Consider the following 19,520-nt stretch of genomic DNA (forward strand, 5'->3'; position numbering starts at 1 on the left):
CGGGACTTTCATTGCTGTGCCCCTTCTTGACCCGAGGAGGACGCAACGTCCAGAGGGGGCCGCGCCGGAAACTGCCGGCACGTGGCGCCGGATGCGTTGACCGGGACGCCGATTTGCGGTTTCCTTTCCGCCCACGAGATGGGCAGGAGTGAGCCATGACTGCGGACAAGGCATCGGAGCGCCTGACCTTCAAGGAAATGTGCGCGGCGTTCGACGTGACCCCGCGCACGCTGCGCTACTACGAGTACATCGAGCTGCTGCAACCCGAAAAGGAAGGCCGGTCGCGGTACTATACCCCGCGCGAGGTGGCGCGGATGAAGCTCATCATGCGCGGGCGGCGGTTCGGCTTCAGCCTGGAGGAAATCCGCCAGTGGCTGCTCATCTACGACAAGACCGGCACCGCCGCGCAGATGGCTGAATGGATCAAGCTCGCCGACCGGCAACTGGTGGTGCTGGACGAGCAGAAGGCGCAGCTGGAGGCGGCCATTGCCGATCTTCAGGATCTGCGCGACAGCGTAGCGCGCTCGCTGGACTGACCTGAACGCCCGCCGGGCATCGGCGTTCGCGCGCACAGCGCGCAAGCGATCCGCCGCTCATTTTTTCTTGAAATGAAGGAACCTCGCTTTCCCCCGGCGTCAAATCGATTACATGTGCCCGAACTCTCTGGCCGTGACGCCACGTCTTGATTACGTGCACGTCAAAGCTGGTGTATCTCACCGCCATCCCGAGGTTGGCGGTCCCCGAACCCGAGACCGACGGAACCGATGATGACTGAAACGATGACCATCCGCGAAATGTGCGACGCGTTCGAAGTGACGCCGAGGACGCTTCGCTTCTACGAAGCCAAGGAGCTGCTCAGCCCGATCAGGCAGGGACAGAAACGTCTGTTCACCCGGCGTGACCGCGCGCGGCTGAAGCTCATTCTGCGTGGAAAGCGGTTTGGTCTGAGCCTGGAGGAAATTCGCCAGATCCTCGATCTCTATCGTCCGGACGGGGACCCGCACCCGCAGCTTCGTGAAGCCTGCACGATCGGGGAGCGGCACCTGGAGCGGATGATCGCCCAGCGTGCGGCGCTGGACGAGGCGATCGCGGAATTGCAGGTCCAGCTCGAATCCGGGCGGGCGCAGCTGGCGGAAATCGAAGCCGCGCGAAACGCGGCGGAATAACCCGCTCCATTCCCGGGGCGGTGACGTTCATGGGAGAGAGCACGCGATGCCGATCTACACCGCCCCGACCGACGATCTTCAATTCGTGCTGCAGGATGTGCTCGGGCTCGAAGGGTCCGACACGCCCGGCTATGACGAACTGGACCGCGACACGACCGCCGCCGTTCTGGAAGAAGCGGGCAAGCTGGCCGAAGGCGTGCTGGCGCCGCTGAACCCCGTGGGTGACACCGAAGGGTGCACACTGGAAAACGGCGTTGTGCGCACGCCCACGGGATTCAAGGCCGCCTATGACCAGGTGGCCGAAGGCGGCTGGATCGGGCTGGATGCAGATCCCGAATATGGCGGGCAAGGCATGCCCTATGTGCTGGCGACGGCGGTGGGCGAGATGTTCGTGTCCGCGAACATGGCGCTCAACATGTTCTGGGGGCTGACCCACGGCGCCTATTCGGCCATCGCCGCGCACGGGTCTGACGACCAGAAACGGACCTACCTGCCCAACATGATCGCGGGCAAGTGGGGCGGCACCATGAACCTGACCGAGCCGCAATGCGGCACCGATCTGGGCCTGATCCGCACCAAGGCCGAGCCGCAGGACGATGGAAACTACCGCATCACCGGGTCGAAGATCTGGATCTCGGCGGGCGAGCACGACATGGTGGACAACATCGTCCATCTCGTGCTGGCCAAGGTGCCCGGCGGCCCCGAGGGCGTGAAGGGCATCAGCCTGTTCATCGTGCCCAAATTCCTCGTGAACGACGACGGCAGCCTCGGCGACCGCAACGCCGTGTCCTGCGGCGGGCTCGAGCACAAGATGGGCATCCACGGCAACGCCACCTGCGTGATGAACTACGATGGGGCCACCGGGTTCCTCGTGGGCGAGTTGCACAAGGGCATGCGCGCGATGTTCACCATGATGAACGAAGCGCGGATCGGCGTGGGCCTGCAAGGCTATGCGCAGGGGGTCGTCGCCTATCAGAACGCCGCCGCCTTCGCGCAGGATCGCCTGCAGGGCCGCGACGTGACCGGCACCAAGAACCCGAATGGCCCCGCGGACCCCATCATCGTGCACCCGGACGTGCGCCGGAACCTGATGCACCAGAAAAGCTTCGTCGAAGGGGCGCGGGCCTTCGCGCTGTGGGGTGCCACCCTGATCGACGAGGCCCACCGCAAGGGCGACGCGGACGCCGAGGCGATGATTTCCCTGCTGACGCCGGTCATCAAGGGCTTCCTCACCGACAAGGGGTACGAGACGACCGTGCTCGCGCAGCAGACGCTGGGCGGATCGGGCTTCACCCGCGACTGGGGGCTGGAGCAGTTCGTGCGCGATGCGCGGATCACCATGATCTACGAGGGCACGAACGGGGTGCAATCGCTCGATCTGGTGGGCCGCAAGCTGCCGGCCGATGGTGGAAAAGCGGTGATGGCGTTCTTCGAGATGGTGAAGACCTTCCTCAAGGAGAACGAAGGCGAGGCGGCGTTGAAGGCCGATTTCCTCGACCCGCTGAAGGCCGCGTCCAAGGATCTTCAGGCGGCGGGCATGTTCTTCATGCAGTCCGGCATGAAGAAGCCCAACGACGCGCTGTCGGGCAGCTACGATTTCATGCACCTGTTCGGCCATGTCTGCCTCGGCCTGATGTGGGCGCGGATGGCGAAGACCGCGCAGGCCATGCTGGATGCGGGGCAAGGGGATGCGGATTTCCTGAAGGCCAAGCTGACGACCGGGCGCTACTACATGGCACGGCAACTGCCTGCCACGGCGTTGCACCGTGCGCGGATCGAATCCGGCGGCGACACGGTGATGGCGCTGGACGCCGCACAGTTCTAAATCCGCCACAGGGATACCAGGAGGCCCCGGGTCAAGCCCGGGGCGCCGGTGCGTCCTTGGCAGCGTCAGGCCAGATCGGCGGGGTCGATCAGGCCAAGGATCGTACTGCGCAGCGTCGCGATCCCGTCGCCCGTATCCGACGATGTCAGCAGCAGTTCCGGAAAGGCGGCCGGGTGCCGCACCAGCGCGCCGCGCACCTGGTCAAGCACCTTGTCCTGTTCGGACGCCTTGATCTTGTCGGCCTTGGTCAGCACGCACTGGAACGTCACCGCCGCACTGTCGAGCCGGGCCATGATTTCCTCGTCCACGGCTTTCACCCCGTGGCGGCTGTCGATCAGCACGAAGGCCCGGCGGAGTGTTACGCGCCCGGCCAGATACGACTTGAGGAGCCGTTGCCATTTCTCGACTACGGCCACGGGTGCATTGGCAAAGCCGTAACCCGGCAAATCCACGATATAGAGCGGGCCGCGTTCGAAGAAATTGATCTCCTGCGTGCGGCCGGGCGTATTCGACGCCCGCGCCAGCGCCTTGCGCCCGGTCAGCGCGTTGATCAGCGACGACTTGCCCACGTTCGACCGACCCGCGAAGCACACCTCCACCCGGTCAGCGGGCGGCAGGCCCGACATGGCCACGACCCCCTTCACGAAGGTCGTTTCCGCCGCGAAGAACCGCCGCCCGGCTTCGCGCGTGGCGTCGTCGGGATCAGGGGTAAGCGGAAAGGGCAGCGCGGTCATGTGGCGGTCTCCAGCGCGCCGATATCCGCCCCGCGCACGGCATCAAGGTTCCGCGCCAGCCTGTCCCGCGGCCAGTCCCACCACGCCACCGCCAGAAGCCGCGCCACGGTGTCCGCGTCGAAGCGTTGCCGCAGCACGCGCGCTGGGTTGCCGCCGACCACGGCGTAGGACGGCACATCGCCCGTCACGACCGCGCGCGCGGCGACGATGGCCCCTGCGCCGATGGTGACGCCGGGCAGGATCATCGCCTCCGTCCCGATCCAGACATCCGGGCCGATCACCGTGTCGCCGCGGTTCTCCGCTTCCCATGTGGCCGGGTCGAAGCCGTCTTCCCAGCCATGGCCGAAGATGTTGAACGGAAAGGTCGAAAAACCGCCCATCGCGTGGGTCGCGCCGTTCATGATGATCTGGACGCCGCGCCCGATCGCGCAGAACGGCCCGATGACGAGCCGGTCGCCCACGAAGTCGAAATGATACCGCACGTTGCGGTCGAAGAAGGCCGTGGCCCCGTCCGGGTCGTCGTAATAGCTGTAGTCACCGACCGTGACATTCGCCCGTCCCTCGGCCAGCGGCTTGAGGAACACGAGCTGGTCGGTCACGGCCAGCGGATGCAGCGCGGCGGGATCCGGACCGGTCATGGCAGCAAGGTGACATGTACGCCGGGCGCGATGTCGCCGCCCTGCACCACGCGGGCATAGACGCCGAAATCCCGGTGGCCCCATTGCGCGGAAAGCGTCGGAAGGATGTTGGCGTCGCGCTCCCCGGTGTCGGGGTTGGCATGGGTCGCAAGGCAGCGTGTATTACGCTCGACGATCTCCAGCACCGCGTCGCCCACGGCGATGCGTCGCCCCAGCAGGTCGAACTCGGCCCAGGCATCCCAGCCTTCGACCCAAAGGTTGCCCCGGAACCGCCGCTGGTCGAGTGCGGGCAGATCCAGTGCACGGGCAAGCGCATCCAGCGACGCGGTGTTCAGCACGGACACGGACGGATAGTCCATGTCGGTCATGCCCGCCTCGGGTGCGCGCACGAGCCCCGCGGGACGCGGCAGGCCATCGGGCCAGAGCGGCGCGACCCAGTCCGCCAGCCGTGCGCCCTCGGTCTCCGGATCGAAACGCAGGAGCGGACGGTCGGGATGAGTCAATTCCAGCCCGTCTGGCAGGGTGCGGGCGGTGACAGCCATCAGCGACGGCCCGTTTGCCCCGCGCAGGAACCCGGAGCAAGACTGCCAGCCGCCCGTTGCCGCCACACCCTCGCGCAGCAGCGCCCATGCGCGATCTCCCGGCACCGGGCGATCCGGGGCCAACGCCGCCCCGCCCAGCGCCTCCGCCCCGATCCCCTTGACCGGGTGGCGCCAGATCGCGGCCAGCCGCGCCGTCATGTGTCCTTGCTGCGGGTCTTCTTCACCCCGGACTTGATGTTGCCGAACACGTCCGGCTTATACCCGTGGCTGCGCATGATGTAGTACTGCTGCGCGAAGGTGATGACGTTGTTCGCGATCCAGTAGAGCACGAGCCCGCTGGCAAAGGTGCCCAGCATGAACATGAACACCCACGGCATCCATGCGAAGATCATCGCCTGCGTCGGGTCGGTGGGTGCCGGGTTCAGCTTCTGCTGGAGCCACATGGAGATGCCCAGCAGGATCGGCAGGATGCCAAGCGACACGATTGCAAGGATCGACCCCGGGTCCGGCGGCGCGAAGGGCAGCAAGCCGAACAGGTTCAGGATCGACGACGGATCCGGCGCGGACAGGTCACGGATCCAGCCGAACCACGGCGCGTGCCGCAATTCGATCGTGACGAAGATCACCTTGTAGAGCGAGAAGAAGATCGGGATCTGCAAGAGGATCGGCAGGCAGCCCGCGGCGGGGTTCACCTTTTCCGCCTTGTAGAGCGCCATCATCTCCTGCTGCATCTTCTGCTTGTCGTCGCCGCAACGCTCCTTGAGCGCCTCCATCTGCGGCTGCAGTTCCTTCATCTTCGCCATGGAGGCATAGGATTTCCACGCCAGCGGCAGCAGCACCGCCTTGATGATGAGCGTGAGCAGGATGATCGACCAGCCCATGTTGCCGATCAACGCGTTCAGTTCGTGCAGCAGCCAGAAGATCGGCTTCGTGAGGAAGAAGAACCAGCCCCAGTCGATGCTGTCGATGAAGCGGTCGATGCCCAGATCGCGTTCGTAACCACGGATGGTTTCCCATTCCTTGGCGCCCGCGAAGAGATAGGTTTCCACCTGCGCGGTCGTGCCCGGCGCCACGACCTGCGTCGGAAGCCGCGCCTCCGTCTGGAAGATGTTCGCGCCGGGGACGTATTTCGCCACCGACCGGAAGGACTGTCCCGGCATCGGCGCCAGCGTGGTCATCCAGTACTTGTCGGTGAAGCCGATCCAGCCGTTCTCGGTCACGTCGATGATCTCCGTCACCGCGCCCTCGGCGGGATTCGGATCCATGTCCGGCATGCTCTTGTAGTCTATCTCCTGCAGGGTGCCGTCGGACATGCGCACCACGCCCTCGTGCAGGATGAAGAAGTTCACCGTATCGGGCTGGCCATGCCGCGCGACGATGCCGTAGGGGGCCAGCCGGACCTCTTCGCCAGTGGTGTTCTCGACGCTTTGCGTCACGGTCAGCATGAACTTGTCGTCCACGCTGAGCGTGCGGCGGAAGATCAGGCCGGACCCGTTCTCCCAGCGCAGCGTAACGGGGCTGCCGATGGTCAGCGACTCGCCGCTCTCGATCTGCCACGGGGTCTCTGCGCCGGGCACGTCCGCGTATCCGAGCGCGCCGCCAGGGGCCCAGCCATACAATGCGTAATACGCCCCAGCCCCGCCGACCGGGGCCAGCAGACGGACATGCGGGCTGTCGTCATCGAGGGTTTCGTAATACTTGGACAGCGACAGGTCATCGATCCGCCCGCCGGTCAGCGCGATGCTGCCTGCAAGCTCGGGCGTGTCGATGCTCAGCCGCTCTGTCTCGGCCAGTGCGGTCGCACCTCCCGTCGGCGCGGCCTGCGTGGCGCCGGGGGCAGCCGGCGGCAGCAGCGCCGACGCGTCGCCCCCCTCCTCCATGACCTGTGCGGGCGGGGCATCCGCAGTCTCCACGGGCGGCTCGGGCGGGAACAGCAGGAACCAGACGAGAATGACCAGAAAGCTGAGTGCGGTCGCCAGGATCAGGTTCTTGTTTTGGTCGTCCATGTCTCACACCGGCAGGGAAGGGAATGGTCGCCGTTCAACAGGCGCAGGCATGGAAGGTCAAGCGGTTTTCCCCCTGCGCAACCCGGCCTGCGCCGCCGCGTCGGAGTTAACCGATTAACCTTCGATCTTGAATCAAATGGCTCCGCTCCCGGCGCGGGTGGTAACAACACCGTGTCCGGAGGAGCCGGTTTCCCGAGCGGCGCGCATGACCGCACCGGGGCCATCAAGAGATCATCGGACCCCGTCGGGTCCAGTTGCAGGAGTTTTGTACAATGTTTGCCATTCATACCGGGCGCGCCTTTGCGGCGGCGCTTGTCCTTACAGTCGTGCCCGCAGCCGGGTTCGCAGCCACGTTCGACGTGCTCCAGCAGCGCGCGAACATCAGCAATGACGGGACGGGGGTGAAATCCGTCTCCGGCCAGATCAGCACGGCCAATCCGACGCTTCAGGATGTCGTGAGCACGACCGCCGGGTCCTTCCACCTGTCCCGGCGTGAAACCGGCAGCGGTGATCCCTACGAGGACTTCATCGCGTTCTGCATCGAGGTGACCCAGTCGATCACGACCAACACCTCGACGCCGGTGAGCTATACCGAGGACAACAGCCTGTTCGGCGGCGACCGCCGCGAACTGATGGCGACACTGCTGGGCACGGCGTTCGACCCGTCGCAGGGCGCACAGCATCACGCGGCGACGCAGCTTGCCCTGTGGAAGATCGGCTACGGCGACATCTCCAGCCCGTCGGGCGACGCCTTCGACGTGACTGCGCGCAGCTTCGAGAACCTGCCCGGCGGTACGTTCCTGAGCTTCAACGACAGCGACGTGTCGACCACTTTCGACGACAACTCGGCGGGCGTCTTCGCGCTGGCGCAGGGCTGGCTCGACCAGCTTGACGGCGACGCGGGCAACGGTGAATGGACCCGTCTCGCCGGGAACCGTGTCAGCTTCCTGACCGCGGGCGGCAGCCAGAACCTCGTCACCTACACGGCGCCCGTACCGGTGCCTGCCGCGGGCGGCCTGCTGGTCGGCGCGATCGCCGGCCTGGCCGCGCTGCGCCGCCGCCGCACGACCGCCTGACACGGCATCGCCGCCGCGCGTAACGCGGCGGCGCACTCCGGATCCAAGAATGCTACCCTTGCGGGCGCAGGCGACTGCGCCCGCATCTTCGTTCAACCCTCGCAGATGCCCTGCAACCGCAGCCACGCCGGGTCGTTCAGCACTGGGTCGGTGCCATCCAGTCCCGCACGGGCACGTTCCGCCGCCAGCGTCCCGGCAGGCAGCGTCACAGGATCGCCAACCAGCACCCGCCCCGCATGGGCGCGCAACGTCTCGGCCGACACTGCGCCGCGGGTCAGCAGCGCAAAGGTCGCCACGAGTCCGGCCTCGGCCATCATGTCCTGCATGGGATCGTGCGCCCGAAGCCGCGCGGCTTCCAGCAGCACGACATCCGCCAGCGCGGCGGGGTCGCGCGCCTCTTCCAGCGTGTCGCGGCGCAACAGGATCATCCGCCCCGGCAGATGGGCGCTGGCCGCAGGTCCGCCCGGCAGCACGACGATCGACCACCCCTCGCCCGGCAGGATGCGGTCGTTCAGCGCCGACAATGCCGCCAGTCCCGCCCGCCCTGTGCACGGCCTCCCCGCATAGGGTTCGATCTCCCGCAAGAGCCGCTGGCCGATCTCGCCGCGCAGCCCCGCGGGCATCAGCGACGCGGTATGCCGCGTCAGCGCATCCGGCAGCCACCAGACGCCCAGCCCCGCCAGCGCCAGCAGGCTCAGCCCAAGCACCGCGCGCCGCACCCGGCCCGGCCGCGCCCGCGCGCGCCCCAGCGCCCGCCCGACGGTGCGGATCGCGTCGATCATCGTGTCGTCGTCGAGTTCCAGCAATTCGTCCGCATCCGCACCGGGCCGGTACAGCGCGGGCCGCACGCCGGGGTTCGTCCGCTCCACGGCCGGAAGAGACCAGTGCGCCAGCGCCGTGTCGTTCGCATCCATGATGATCAGCGACGCCTTGCCGAGCGACACGGACACGTCCTGCCGCTGGGCATCCGCCGCGGGGTGCCAGATGCCCGGACATTCGAGCCGCTGATACTTGGATAGCACCGTCATCGGACGGATTTCGGCCTGCTCTGGTTTCTTGACTGGACGCACCCTAGGCCAGCACCCGATGCGGCACAATCAGGCAAACGCGCGCCCGTAGCGCGGCATTCGAAACCGGTCAGGGTCCGAGCGCAGCGGTGCGGGCAGCGACATCCGCAAGGGAACGGCGCGTGCGACGCGGGGCGGCGGCTGGCATGGTCCCGCGCGGCGACTTGACGGGAACGCGCTGGCAGGCCCTAACGGTGCCATGCGCGTTCCCGGCCTTGCATTGCAGACCGCCCGCCCGCAGCTTGCCGCCGCCCTGATCCTGACGGCGATGGCGCTGATGGGGCTCGTGGACAATTATGTCGTGGTGATTGCCGACACCACCGGGCTCTGGCAGTTCCAGGTGATCCGGTCGGCGATGGCGATGGCGATGCTGGCGGGGATCGCGCGCGCCGCGGGCTGGCGGCTGCGCCCGGTCAGTTGGGCGCGGGTCGCGGCACGCAGCGCCGTGCTGTCCGCCGGGCTGATGATCTATTTCGCGGCGCTGGCCGTGCTGCCCATCGCGCAGGCGGTGGCGGGGCTCTTTACCGCGCCGATGTTCATCGTGCTGATTTCCATGTTCATTTATGGCGAACGGGTGGGCGCAGCACGGCTGGCCGCGGTCGCCGCGGGCTTCGCGGGCGTGCTGATGGTGCTGCGCCCCGATGCGGGGTCCATAGGCGTGCTGACTGTGCTGCCGGTGCTGGCGGGGTTCCTCTACGCGCTGGCGCAACTGGCGACCCGGCGCTGGTGCGCCGCCGAAAGCGCACCCACGCTGTTGGCGGGGTTCTTCGTGGCCATGGGACTGTGGGGCATCGGTGGGCTGGCCTGGCTGGCGCTGTTTCCCCAGCCTGTGCCCGACGGTGCCGCAGGCTGGGCAATGCGGCTTTGGGGCGACATGGCGCCGGTGGCCTGGGCCTGGACGGTGGCGCAGGCCGTGTTCTCGATGGTGGCGGTCGGTTTCATCATCCGCGCCTACCAGCTGGGCGAGGCCTCCACGAACGCCGTCTTCGAATACGCGCTCCTGGTTTTCGCGGTGCTCTGGGGCTGGCTGTTGCTGGGCAACGGGATCGACGGGCTGGCCGCCGCCGGAATCGCGCTCATCCTCGGGTCGGGCGCCGTGATCGCGCTGCGCAGCCCGGAACCACCCGCGCCAGTGCCGGAGGGCTGACGAATGCCGCGCAAAGCCGAGCACGGGATTCGCGCGTTCGGGACACGTGAAACCGGGTGGCGGGGGCACATTCGCCCCCGCCTGAAGATCAGGCCGCGTCCTGCGACGCCGGGCCGAAGCGCCCGTAGAAGCTGTCGCCTTTGGCCGCGATATCGCGCAGCAGGTCCGGTGCCTTGAACCGCGCGCCATAGGTAGCCTCCAGCCCATCGCAGATTTCCACGGCCTTCGCCGCCCCGATGATGTCGAGCCAGCCGAACGGCCCGCCCGACCACGGCGCGAAACCCCAGCCGAGGATCGCCGCCACATCCCCTTCTCGGATGTCCATCAGCACGCCGTCCTCAAAGGCGCGCACGGCCTCCAGCACCTGCGCCATCAGCAGCCGGTGCTGAACGTCCGCCAGTTCGGGCTGGGCATCGGCGATCGGATAGCGCTTGGTCAGCCCGGCCCAAAGCCCCTCGCGCTTGCCCTTTTCGTCATAGGCGTAGAAACCCGCATTGGCCTTGCGCCCCAAGCGCCCCTCGCCCTCGAGCCAGAACACAACCTCATCCACCGCGTCGTCCGGATAGGCGTCGCCCATGGCCGCCTTCGTCGCCCGCGCGATCTTGGCGCCGAGGTCGATCGACACTTCGTCGGTCAGTTGCAGCGGCCCCAGTGGCATGCCCACCAGCTTCGCCGCGTTCTCGATCAGCGCGGGCGCCACGCCGTCGCGCAGCATCCGGATGCCTTCGTTGGTGTAGGGCAGGATGCAGCGGTTGGCATAGAAGTAGCGCGCATCGTTCACCACGATGGGCGTCTTGCGGATCTGGCGCACGAAATCCAGCGCCTTGGCCACCGCCCGGTCGCCCGTCTGCGCACCCTTGATGATCTCCACCAGCATCATCTTGTCGACCGGACTGAAGAAATGGATACCGATGAACTGTTCGGCGGAGCGGCTGGCCTTGGCCAGTTCGGTGATCGGCAGCGTCGACGTGTTGGTGGCGAAGATCGCGTCCTGCGGCAGGTGTGCCTCGGCCTTGGCGGTCGTCTCGGCCTTGACCTTCGGGTCTTCGAACACCGCTTCCACCACAAGGTCGCAGCCGTCGAGCGCGGCATAGTCCGGCGTGGCGGTGATGCGGCCCAGCACCTCCGCCTTCTGCGCCTCGGTGATCTTGCGGCGCGACACGCCCTTGTCGAGCAGCCCCGCGGCATGGGCGCGGCCCTTGTCGGCGGCAGCCTGATCCCTGTCGATCAGCACGACCTCGATCCCCGCATTGGCCGAGACATAGGCGATGCCCGCACCCATCATGCCCGCGCCGATCACGCCCAGCTTGCGCACCTTCTGGTCAGGCGCTTCGGGCCGGTTGGCACCCTTTTCAAGCGCTTCCTTGTTGATGAACAGCGACCGGATCATCGCCGATGACGACGGGTTCAGCAGGACGGACGTGAACCATCGCGCCTCGATCTTCAGCGCGGTATCGAACGGGACAAGCGCGCCTTCGTACACCGCCGACAGCAGCGCCTTGGCCGCGGGGTACACCCCCTTGGTCTTGCCGTGCACCATGGCCGACGCACCCACGAAGGTCATGAACCCTGCCGGGTGGTAGGGCGCACCGCCCGGATACTTGAACCCCTTCTGGTCCCAGGGCTTCACGATGTCCTTGTCGGTGGCGGACAGCACCCACGCCTTGGCCTTGTCCAGCAACTCATCGGGGGCCACGACCTCGTCGATCAGCCCGGCCTGCTGCGCCTTCTTCGGGTCGCTCAGCTTGCCCTCCAGCAAAAAGGGTGCCGCCGCCATCGCGCCCAGCTTGCGCGACACGCGCGTCGTGCCGCCCGCGCCGGGGAAGATGCCCACCATGATCTCGGGCAGCCCGATCTTGGCCTTCGGGTTGTCCGCGGCGAAGATGCGATGACAGGCGAGCGGCAGCTCATACCCGATCCCCAGCGCCGTGCCCGGCAGCGCCGCCGCGATGGGTTTGCCGCCCTTCAGCGTCTTGGGGTCCATGCCCGCGCGTTCGATCTTGCGCAGGATGCCGTGGATCTGCATCAGTCCGGCCAACAGCCCGCCCGCCGGGTCATCCCCCGCCTCGGCCCGCATCCGCGCGATGATGTTCAGATCCATACCACCCGCGAAACTGTCCTTTCCAGACGTGATGACCACGCCCTTGACGGTATCGTCGCCAAGCGCGCGGTCGATGCAGGCGTCAAGCTCAGCGAACCCATCGCGGCTCATCACGTTCATGGACTTGTTCGGCACGTCCCAAATGATGACGGCCACGCCGTCGTCGTGCAGATCGTATGTGAAATCGGTCATGTCTCGTCTCCCTGCCGGGTGGCCCGGCGTCGTGGTTCGGGTCCGCGCTCAGCCGTCGTCGCCGTCGCGGTAGGGGGTTCCATCCTTGCGGGTGAAGGTCGCGCCGCCATCCGCCAGCGTTACCTTCAGGTCGATGTCGGAATAGGTCGCTTCCTCGCGCGGGGCCTTGGTGCCGACGACAAGAAACCGTGCCAGCGTATCCGACCGGTTCACAAGGCAATGGCCGTTGGCGACCCCGGCCGGAAAGGCCGCGCAATCGCCCGGACCCATCGGGATTTCGCCCGCGTCCTCGACCAGCACCAGCGCGCCTTCGGTCACCATCACGAACTCGTCCTCGTGCCGGTGCCAGTGACGCATCGACGACCGCGCGCCGGGTTCCAGCGTGACAAGATTGACGCCGAACTGAGTCAACCCGCCCGCCTGCCCCAGCCGGAGCGAGGATCGACCAGCCATCTGTGCCGCATAGGGCGCGGGATAGATGGAGCCGGTCCGCACCGGCAGGCTGGCGAGGTCGATCTTCGGCATGGCGTCAGACCCGCTCGATGATCGTCGCGGCCCCCATACCGGACGCGATGCAGAGCGTGGCAAGGCCGATTTCCTTGTCCGCCCGCTCCATCTCGTCCAGCAGCGTGCCGATGATGATGGCGCCCGTCGCCCCCAGCGGGTGGCCCATGGCGATCGCTCCACCGTTGACGTTGACCTTCGCCGGGTCCGCGTCGAACGCCTGCATGAAACGCAGGACGACCGCCGCGAAGGCCTCGTTCACCTCGAAGAGATCGATATCGCCGATGGCCATCCCGCTGTCGCGCAGGATCTTTTCCGTCACCGGCACCGGCCCGGTCAGCATGATCGTCGGATCGGTGCCGATCTTGGCGGTGGACCGGATACGCGCGCGCGGCTTCAGGCCAGCGGCCTCCCCGAACGCCTTGTCGCCGATCAGCACTGCCGCCGCCCCGTCCACGATGCCCGACGAATTGCCCGCGTGGTGGATGTGGTTGATCCGCTCCAGATGCGGGTACTTCATCAGCGCGACCGCATCGAAGCCGGGCATCGTCTCGCCCATGTCCTTGAAGGCGGGCTTGAGGCTGCCGAGGCTCTGCATGTCCGTCTCGGGGCGCAGATATTCGTCGCGCGCCAGGATCGGCACGCCGTTCACGTCGCGCACCGGGATCACCGAGCGATCGAACCGTCCGTCATCCCACGCGGCCTTCGCCCGGCGCTGGCTTTCCACGGCCAACGCATCGGCGTCGTCACGGGAAAACCCGTATTCCGTGGCGATGATGTCGGCGGAAATCCCCTGCGGCACGAAATAGGCTTTCATGGCAAGACTCGGGTCCACAGCGATGGCGGCCCCGTCGCTGCCCATGGGCACCCGGCTCATCATCTCGACCCCGCCCGCGACATAGGCCTGCCCCGCACCCGCGCGCACCTGGTTGGCGGCCAGGTTCACCGCCTCCATGCCCGACGCGCAGAAGCGGTTGATCGACAGACCCGGCACGCGTTCATCAAAGCCCGACGCCAGCACGGCGGACCGCGCAAGACACCCGCCCTGTTCGCCGACCTGGGTGACATTGCCCCAAATGACGTCCTCGATCAGCGTCGTGTCCAGCCCGTTGCGGTCGCGGATCGCGTCCAGCGCTAGCGCGGACAGGCGCAGCGACGTGACTTCATGCAAGGTGCCATCGCTGCGGCCCTTGCCCCGCGGCGTCCGCACGGCGTCGTAGATATAGGCTTCGGTCATGGGGGTGTCCTCAGGCGTTGCGTTGGTTTTCCGCCCGGGCGGGCGGCATCAGGTCATAGGGGTGGCGCCAGCCGGGCAGGTCCGCGATCCGGTCGAGCCACGTGGCGATCCGGGGCCACTCGCCCCGGTCGAAGCCGAAATCCTCGGGGTAATAAAGATACCCGCAGCAGCAGAAATCGGCGTGGGTGGGACCGTCGCCCACAACCCAGTCGCGCCCGTCGAGATGCGTCTCCAGCGTGTCGTAACTGGCCCGCAGGCGATTCTGCTGGAAGGCGATAACCTCGGCGGGGCGTTTCTCGGGCGGCAGGAAATTCATCAGGAACCGGGTGTTGCCCGCCAGAGATGACAATTTGTGATTGTCCCAGAACATCCAGCGCAGCACCTCGCGCCGGTCCGCATCGGTGTCGCCGCCGAACTCTCCCGACCGCTCCGTGACGTAAAGCTGGATCACCCCCGACTGGGTCAGGACGACATCGCCATCGACCATCACGGGCACCTCCCCCATCGGGTTCAGCGCCCGGAATTCCGGCGTCCGCGCGGCGCCGTTGAAGAAATCGACGAAGACAGGCCGCCAGTCGAGCCCCGACAGCGACAGCGGCAGCGCCGCCTTGTAGGCGTTTCCAGATTCCCCGAAGCAGTGCAGTTCGATGGTCATGGCATGTCCCCCCCAGCGGGGCGTGCCTGCCCCGTCATCACCTATCTGGGCCACGCGGGGGGCGCATCACAAGGGGCGTCAGACTCGACGTTGCGTCCCGATCTCCGTCGGCACGCACTGGCCCGGTCCGCGTAGCGGGCCGCGCGCGCACGCACACTGCGGGCGCGCAGTATCGTGTCCCGCCGCAGGCGGGGCCTTTCGGTCACCCCGCTTCAAATCGGACTCAGGCTTCGGCCAGCTTCCGGGCATACCCGCGCGGCGTGAACATGCGCGGCCCGTCGCCCGTGGTCACCATGCGCGACTGGCTCGATCCGATCAGCACCACGGTCAGCATGTCGACCTCGTCCACCGCCAGCGTTTCGAGCGTGCGCCAGACCAGTGCTTCCTCAGGCCGCCCCAGCGAACTGGCCAGCAGCACCGGAGTCTCGGCGGGGCGATGGCCCAGCAGGATCTCCCGCGCTTCAGCCAGCAAGGTTCGGCGCCGCCGCGACACAGGGTTGTAGAAGGCGATCACGAAATCGCCCGCCGCCGCCGCGTGCAGGCGCTTCACGATGTCGTCGCGCGGCGTCAGCAGGTCCGACAGGGATATCGCGCAGAAATCATGCCCCAGCGGGGCCCCTGCCCGCGCCGCCGCCGCCTGCAGCGCCGACACGCCCGGCGCGCTGACGACCTCGACCCGCCGTGCAGCATCGCTGACACCGCCATGGCCATCACCGCGTGCGATCAGTTCCCACACCAGCGCGCCCATGGCGTATATCCCCGCGTCGCCCGAACAGATCAGTGCCACGTCACGGCCCGTCGCGGCGCGTTCCAGCGCATGGCGGCAGCGGTCCTCCTCCCCGCCCAGCGGAAAATCGGCACGTGGCTTGCCTGCCGCCAGCGGCCCCAGCAGGTCGATGTAAAGCCCGTAGCCCACCAGTTCATCCGCCTCGGCCACCAGCCGGCTCGCCTCCGGCGTGCGCCACGCGGACGCCCCCGGCCCGATCCCCACCAGCGAGACACGGCCCCGCGCGCGCCCCGGCAGCGGTCCCGCCAGCGGTACAGGCGCGCGGGCAACCGCGCAGGTGGCGTTCGCCGTCTTGCGCTTGGCCACGACCAGCGCCCCATCGTCCCCCGCCAGTGCCAGCGCCGCGCCTTCGGACACGCCGTGGCAGCCGACCTCGGCGAAGACCACGTCGGAGGGTGTCTCCAGTCGCCCCGCCTGTGTCTCAAGCTGTGCCGCCGTAAACAACCGCAAGGGCACGCCCAGCGATGCCGCGAGCGCCGTCACCGCCCCTTCGTCGGCCTTCAGGTCGAGCGAGCCGACTGCCGCCAAGGCCCCCGGCGCGATCCCGGCCTCGGCCAGCGTGCCGGCGACCAGCGCCGCCAGTTCGTCCGGCGGGCAGCCCCGTGCGCAGCCCACGCCAAGCGCGTGGCGCTGCGGATGATACACGAGCCGCGTCGCGCCGCCCGTCTCGGGCCCCTCGGTCACGGCAATCTCGACACCGCCCGCCGGGTCGTCCGGCAGATCGAAGATCGCGTCGCCCCGCAGCCGCGCGCCCGTGCCGGTCAGAAGCGCCGCCATGACGCCTTTCGCATCATCGGGGTTGGCCAGCCGGTAGCCAACGGGCGGTTCGTCCAACGCAACGCCAAGCGCCACGTCGCCCGCCGTGGTCACAGCCGCCGCCCCGCCAAGTGCCGCCGCGATATCCCGCGCCAGCCGGTTCGCCCCGCGATGCCCGCCCAGAAGCGGTACCACGACCGCGCCATCGTCGGACACCGCCACCACCGGCGGCTCGCCGCGCTTGTCGGACAAAAGCGGCGCCACCGCCCGGATCAGGATGCCGCTGGCGCAGACGCCCACCACCGGCACCCCTGCGGCGAACAGGTCGCGCACATGCACCAGCGCGTCGGGAAACGTCACGTCGCAGCCCTCCACCCGGCTCGCCCGCCCGTGCAGGGCCACGCCCAGATGGTCGGCCACGCGGCGCGCCACGGCGAACCCCGCGCGATTGATGCAGACGACGACGGGTGTCACAGCCACGGATCGGCCCCCTTGGTCACGAGGATCATGGAAAAATAGGGGGCCGCGTCCGGCGCGTCGGCCAGCGGCAGCACCCGTTCGGACGGCAGGCTCGCGCGTTCGACATAGACCGCACGGTCGGCCAGCCCTTCGGCGGCCAGCAGTGCGCGCAGCCGGGGCAGATGGCGGCCCACCTTCATCAGGACCAGCGTGTCGGCCCCCCGCAACCGCTCCAGCAGCGCGTCGTCGGGCAGCGGCCCCGGCAGCACCGTCAGCGCCTCGTTCCGCGCCGCCAGCGGCAGGCCCGCCCGCGCGGCACATGCGGTGACCGAGGTCACACCCGGCACGATCTCTACCCGGTATCGCGGCGCGAGTCGGGCATGGAGATACATGAACGAGCCATAAAAGAAAGGATCGCCCTCGCACAGCACGACCACGTCAGCGCCCGCGTCCAGTTCCGCCGCGATGGCCGCGGCCCCCTTGTCATAGGCCGCCTGCGCAGGCGCGCGATCGGTGGTCATGGGCAGGTCGATCACGATTTCCCGTGTGCCGGGCGCGATCAGGTCGGCAGCGATGGACCGCGCGAAGCTGGCTGCCCCGGCCAGCGTCGGATAGGCCAGCACTGCGGCCCTTTCGATCAGACGCGCCGCCCGCCGCGTGATCAGGTCCGGATCACCCGGTCCCAGACCCACGCCGTACATCGTTCCGGTGGTTGGGGCGGTCATTGCTTGATCAGGCTCCATTGCGTCACAGGCATCAGCGGCCCCCAGCCGGTCATGCCGCCCACGGGCCGCGCGCGGGCCACGGCGATCCGGGTCAACTCGCCGCCCAGCCGCGCGTGCAGCCCTGCCAGCACGCCCTCGCTTTCCAGCGTCACCGCGTTGGCCACCAGCCGCCCGAGCGGCTTCAGCGCCGCCAGCGCCGCATCGGCCACCGCGTCCGACAGCCCGCCCCCGATGAACACAGCTTCGGGCGGCGGCAGATCGGCCAGCACGTCGGGCGCGCGCCCCAGTACCATGTCGAAATCGGGCACCCCCAGCGCGAGCGCGTTCTCCTGCGCCATGTCGCGGCGGTCCTCCCGCGTCTCGATCCCGATGGCGCGGGCGTCCGTCGCGGCGCGCATCCATTCGATCCCGACCGACCCGCAACCCGCACCGATATCCCACAGAAGCGCCCCGCGCTGGGGCATCAACTTGGCCAGCGTGATCGCGCGCACCTCGCGCTTTGTGATCTTGCCGTCATGCTGGAAGAGGTCGTCCGGCAGCCCCGGCGCGCGGCTGGTGATCTGGGCATCCGCATCCGCCACGCATTCCACCGCGAGCACATGGAAATCCGGCACCGCCCGGTCCCAGCCCGACGCCAGGCCCGTCACCCGGGCCTCGTCCGCCCCGCCCATATGCGCCAGAACGGTCAGCACCGACGCGCCATAGCCACGATCCGTCAGCAGCCGGGCCACCCGCGCCGGCGTGCCGGAATCCGCGGTCAGCACCAGCAGCCGCGCGCCGCGGGCGACAAAGGGCAGGATGCGTTCGGGCGCGCGGCCATGGGCTGTCAGGGTTTCCACCTCGGACATCGGCCAGCCCAGCCGCGCACAGGCCAGCTGGAACGCGGAAACCTGCGGGTGGATGCGCAGCTCGGACAGATCGAACGCCTGCGCAATCCGCGCACCCACGGAAAACCACAGCGGGTCACCCGTCGCGAGCACCGCCACCCGCCGCCCGCGCAAATCGCGCAGCCGGTCGATCAGCGCGTCGAAGGGCGTGGGCCAGGCGATCCGCTCCGCGGCCAGGTCGGGCAACCGGTCGTGCAGCCGGGCGGAGGCGATCACGACCTCCGCCGCCGCCAGCCGGTCGCGCGCGGCGGGCAGCAGGCTTTCGCGCCCGTCATCGCCCATCCCGATGATGTCGAGCCACGGGGCCGTCATCCGGCCTCCCCCGGCAGGCCCGCGGCCAGCGCGTTGACCGCCGCCGCCGCCATGGCCGACCCCCCGCGCCGCCCCCGCAGCGCGATGAAGCCCGCGCCGCGGGGGCGCGCAGCCAGTTCTGCCTTGGATTCCGCGGCACCCACGAAGCCCACGGGAAAGCCGAGGATCACCGCAGGCGGCGGGGCACCCGCCTCCAGCGCTTCCAGCAGGTGAAACAGCGCCGTGGGCGCGTTGCCGATGGCGACGACGCTGCCCGCCATCCGGTCGCGCCACAGTTCCACCGCCGCCGCCGACCGCGTGGTGCCCAGTTCGCGCGCCAGCCCGGGCACGCGCGGGTCGTTCAGCGTGACGATCACCGGGTTTTCCGCGGGCAGCGCGCGGCGGATCACCCCGGCCGCGACCATCTCGCAATCGCAGAGCACCGGCGCGCCCGCGGACAGGGCCGCGCGCCCGGCCTCCGCCGCACCGGGCGAGAACGCCAGCCGGTCGGCCACGTCGATCATCCCGCAGGCATGGATCAGCCGGATCGCGACCGCCTGCATCGCGGGGGCAAACCGTCCCAGCCGCGCCTCGGCCCGCACGGTGGCGAAGCTTTGGGCATAGATCGCCGCCGGGTCGCGTTCATAGGGGCGCATCATGCCCCGTCCCAGGCGCACGCGCCGGCCATCTTCCGTCCGCAAATATCCCCGCCGGGGGCAACCACC

At 68.4% G+C, this 19,520-nt stretch carries 18 protein-coding genes; 5 read left to right on the plus strand and 13 right to left on the minus strand.

The window, feature by feature from the left end:
- The first annotated feature begins 155 nt into the window (after nt 1–155).
- The 3 genes from DDE13_RS02110 to DDE13_RS02120 all read left to right on the plus strand — a co-directional run bounded on the left by DDE13_RS02110 (nt 156) and on the right by DDE13_RS02120 (nt 2,991).
- Complete coding sequence (locus DDE13_RS02110; protein WP_111401100.1) at nt 156–536, plus strand: MerR family transcriptional regulator; 381 nt, start codon at nt 156–158, stop codon at nt 534–536.
- A gap of 228 nt (nt 537–764) precedes the next feature.
- Entirely contained in the window at nt 765–1,166 is a 402-nt protein-coding gene (locus DDE13_RS02115; RefSeq protein WP_111401101.1) for a MerR family transcriptional regulator, read from the plus strand.
- 46 nt (nt 1,167–1,212) lie between these two features.
- Nucleotides 1,213–2,991, plus strand: coding sequence for an acyl-CoA dehydrogenase C-terminal domain-containing protein (locus tag DDE13_RS02120; protein ID WP_111401102.1), 1,779 nt, complete (start codon nt 1,213–1,215; stop codon nt 2,989–2,991).
- A 65-nt stretch (nt 2,992–3,056) separates the two neighbouring features.
- Here DDE13_RS02120 and yihA read toward each other — a convergent pair whose 3' ends face one another.
- From yihA to yidC, 4 genes are read right to left on the minus strand one after another with little or no spacing between them, the layout of a single operon-like run.
- Nucleotides 3,057–3,725: a ribosome biogenesis GTP-binding protein YihA/YsxC gene (gene yihA / locus DDE13_RS02125; RefSeq protein WP_111401103.1), complete on the minus strand. Its 669-nt coding sequence runs from the start codon at nt 3,723–3,725 to the stop codon at nt 3,057–3,059.
- Nucleotides 3,722–4,363 carry a CatB-related O-acetyltransferase gene (locus DDE13_RS23660; RefSeq protein WP_111401104.1) on the minus strand — a complete coding sequence of 214 codons (642 nt, stop codon included), beginning with the start codon at nt 4,361–4,363 and terminating at the stop codon, nt 3,722–3,724. Before DDE13_RS23660 ends, yihA begins: the two co-directional genes overlap by 4 nt.
- Nucleotides 4,360–5,103 (minus strand): MOSC domain-containing protein, encoded by a 744-nt coding sequence (locus DDE13_RS02135; RefSeq protein WP_111401105.1) that lies wholly within the window; start codon nt 5,101–5,103, stop codon nt 4,360–4,362. Before DDE13_RS02135 ends, DDE13_RS23660 begins: the two co-directional genes overlap by 4 nt.
- Nucleotides 5,100–6,911 (minus strand): membrane protein insertase YidC, encoded by a 1,812-nt coding sequence (gene yidC, locus DDE13_RS02140; RefSeq protein WP_111401106.1) that lies wholly within the window; start codon nt 6,909–6,911, stop codon nt 5,100–5,102. The genes DDE13_RS02135 and yidC overlap by 4 nt, the downstream gene beginning before the upstream one ends.
- A 272-nt stretch (nt 6,912–7,183) precedes the next feature.
- On the opposite strand from yidC, the gene DDE13_RS02145 reads away from it, so the two are divergent.
- Nucleotides 7,184–7,987 (plus strand): VPLPA-CTERM sorting domain-containing protein, encoded by an 804-nt coding sequence (locus tag DDE13_RS02145; protein ID WP_111401107.1) that lies wholly within the window; start codon nt 7,184–7,186, stop codon nt 7,985–7,987.
- A 92-nt stretch (nt 7,988–8,079) separates the two neighbouring features.
- Here the strand turns inward: DDE13_RS02145 and DDE13_RS02150 are convergent, their stop codons facing one another.
- Nucleotides 8,080–9,015 (minus strand): hypothetical protein, encoded by a 936-nt coding sequence (locus DDE13_RS02150; RefSeq protein ID WP_111401108.1) that lies wholly within the window; start codon nt 9,013–9,015, stop codon nt 8,080–8,082.
- Nucleotides 9,016–9,253: 238 nt separating this feature from the next.
- Here DDE13_RS02150 and DDE13_RS02155 point away from each other — a divergent pair, with 238 nt between their 5' ends.
- A complete protein-coding gene (locus tag DDE13_RS02155; protein ID WP_235868550.1) occupies nt 9,254–10,201 on the plus strand; it encodes a DMT family transporter in 948 nt (315 codons plus the stop codon).
- Nucleotides 10,202–10,289: 88 nt separating this feature from the next.
- Here the strand turns inward: DDE13_RS02155 and DDE13_RS02160 are convergent, their stop codons facing one another.
- The 8 genes from DDE13_RS02160 to DDE13_RS02195 all read right to left on the minus strand — a co-directional run bounded on the left by DDE13_RS02160 (nt 10,290) and on the right by DDE13_RS02195 (nt 19,451).
- Complete coding sequence (locus DDE13_RS02160) at nt 10,290–12,494, minus strand: FAD-dependent oxidoreductase (protein WP_111401109.1); 2,205 nt, start codon at nt 12,492–12,494, stop codon at nt 10,290–10,292.
- Between the two features lie 48 nt (nt 12,495–12,542).
- Complete coding sequence (locus DDE13_RS02165) at nt 12,543–13,019, minus strand: cupin domain-containing protein (protein ID WP_111401110.1); 477 nt, start codon at nt 13,017–13,019, stop codon at nt 12,543–12,545.
- Between the two features lie 4 nt (nt 13,020–13,023).
- Nucleotides 13,024–14,235: an acetyl-CoA C-acetyltransferase gene (locus DDE13_RS02170; protein WP_111401111.1), complete on the minus strand. Its 1,212-nt coding sequence runs from the start codon at nt 14,233–14,235 to the stop codon at nt 13,024–13,026.
- 10 nt (nt 14,236–14,245) lie between these two features.
- Nucleotides 14,246–14,890 carry a glutathione S-transferase family protein gene (locus DDE13_RS02175; RefSeq protein WP_111401112.1) on the minus strand — a complete coding sequence of 215 codons (645 nt, stop codon included), beginning with the start codon at nt 14,888–14,890 and terminating at the stop codon, nt 14,246–14,248.
- A gap of 223 nt (nt 14,891–15,113) precedes the next feature.
- The gene (cobJ, locus tag DDE13_RS02180) at nt 15,114–16,913 is read right to left on the minus strand and encodes a precorrin-3B C(17)-methyltransferase (protein WP_111401113.1); all 1,800 of its coding nucleotides are present in this window, start codon (nt 16,911–16,913) and stop codon (nt 15,114–15,116) included.
- The gene (gene cobI, locus DDE13_RS02185) at nt 16,904–17,617 is read right to left on the minus strand and encodes a precorrin-2 C(20)-methyltransferase (RefSeq protein WP_235868551.1); all 714 of its coding nucleotides are present in this window, start codon (nt 17,615–17,617) and stop codon (nt 16,904–16,906) included. The genes cobJ and cobI overlap by 10 nt, the downstream gene beginning before the upstream one ends.
- Nucleotides 17,614–18,816, minus strand: coding sequence for a precorrin-6y C5,15-methyltransferase (decarboxylating) subunit CbiE (gene cbiE, locus DDE13_RS02190; protein WP_111401115.1), 1,203 nt, complete (start codon nt 18,814–18,816; stop codon nt 17,614–17,616). The genes cobI and cbiE overlap by 4 nt, the downstream gene beginning before the upstream one ends.
- Nucleotides 18,813–19,451, minus strand: coding sequence for a precorrin-8X methylmutase (locus DDE13_RS02195; RefSeq protein WP_111401158.1), 639 nt, complete (start codon nt 19,449–19,451; stop codon nt 18,813–18,815). The genes cbiE and DDE13_RS02195 overlap by 4 nt, the downstream gene beginning before the upstream one ends.
- Between the last annotated feature and the right edge of the window lie 69 nt (nt 19,452–19,520).

Source organism: Meridianimarinicoccus zhengii (assembly GCF_003254465.1).
Classification (GTDB): Bacteria; Pseudomonadota; Alphaproteobacteria; order Rhodobacterales; family Rhodobacteraceae; genus Meridianimarinicoccus; species Meridianimarinicoccus zhengii.

Coding starts and splice junctions, on each gene's coding strand:
- DDE13_RS02160 (WP_111401109.1), bottom strand. CDS start 12,494: ATGACCGATTTCACATACGATCTGCACGACGACGGCGTGGCCGTCATC.
- DDE13_RS02170 (WP_111401111.1), bottom strand. CDS start 14,235: ATGACCGAAGCCTATATCTACGACGCCGTGCGGACGCCGCGGGGCAAG.
- cobI (WP_235868551.1), bottom strand. CDS start 17,617: ATGACCGCCCCAACCACCGGAACGATGTACGGCGTGGGTCTGGGACCG.
- DDE13_RS02115 (WP_111401101.1), top strand. CDS start 765: ATGATGACTGAAACGATGACCATCCGCGAAATGTGCGACGCGTTCGAA.
- yidC (WP_111401106.1), bottom strand. CDS start 6,911: ATGGACGACCAAAACAAGAACCTGATCCTGGCGACCGCACTCAGCTTT.
- yihA (WP_111401103.1), bottom strand. CDS start 3,725: ATGACCGCGCTGCCCTTTCCGCTTACCCCTGATCCCGACGACGCCACG.
- DDE13_RS02110 (WP_111401100.1), top strand. CDS start 156: ATGACTGCGGACAAGGCATCGGAGCGCCTGACCTTCAAGGAAATGTGC.
- DDE13_RS02155 (WP_235868550.1), top strand. CDS start 9,254: ATGCGCGTTCCCGGCCTTGCATTGCAGACCGCCCGCCCGCAGCTTGCC.
- DDE13_RS02175 (WP_111401112.1), bottom strand. CDS start 14,890: ATGACCATCGAACTGCACTGCTTCGGGGAATCTGGAAACGCCTACAAG.
- DDE13_RS02135 (WP_111401105.1), bottom strand. CDS start 5,103: ATGACGGCGCGGCTGGCCGCGATCTGGCGCCACCCGGTCAAGGGGATC.
- cbiE (WP_111401115.1), bottom strand. CDS start 18,816: ATGACGGCCCCGTGGCTCGACATCATCGGGATGGGCGATGACGGGCGC.
- DDE13_RS02165 (WP_111401110.1), bottom strand. CDS start 13,019: ATGCCGAAGATCGACCTCGCCAGCCTGCCGGTGCGGACCGGCTCCATC.
- DDE13_RS02145 (WP_111401107.1), top strand. CDS start 7,184: ATGTTTGCCATTCATACCGGGCGCGCCTTTGCGGCGGCGCTTGTCCTT.
- DDE13_RS02195 (WP_111401158.1), bottom strand. CDS start 19,451: ATGCGCCCCTATGAACGCGACCCGGCGGCGATCTATGCCCAAAGCTTC.
- DDE13_RS02150 (WP_111401108.1), bottom strand. CDS start 9,015: ATGACGGTGCTATCCAAGTATCAGCGGCTCGAATGTCCGGGCATCTGG.
- DDE13_RS23660 (WP_111401104.1), bottom strand. CDS start 4,363: ATGACCGGTCCGGATCCCGCCGCGCTGCATCCGCTGGCCGTGACCGAC.
- DDE13_RS02120 (WP_111401102.1), top strand. CDS start 1,213: ATGCCGATCTACACCGCCCCGACCGACGATCTTCAATTCGTGCTGCAG.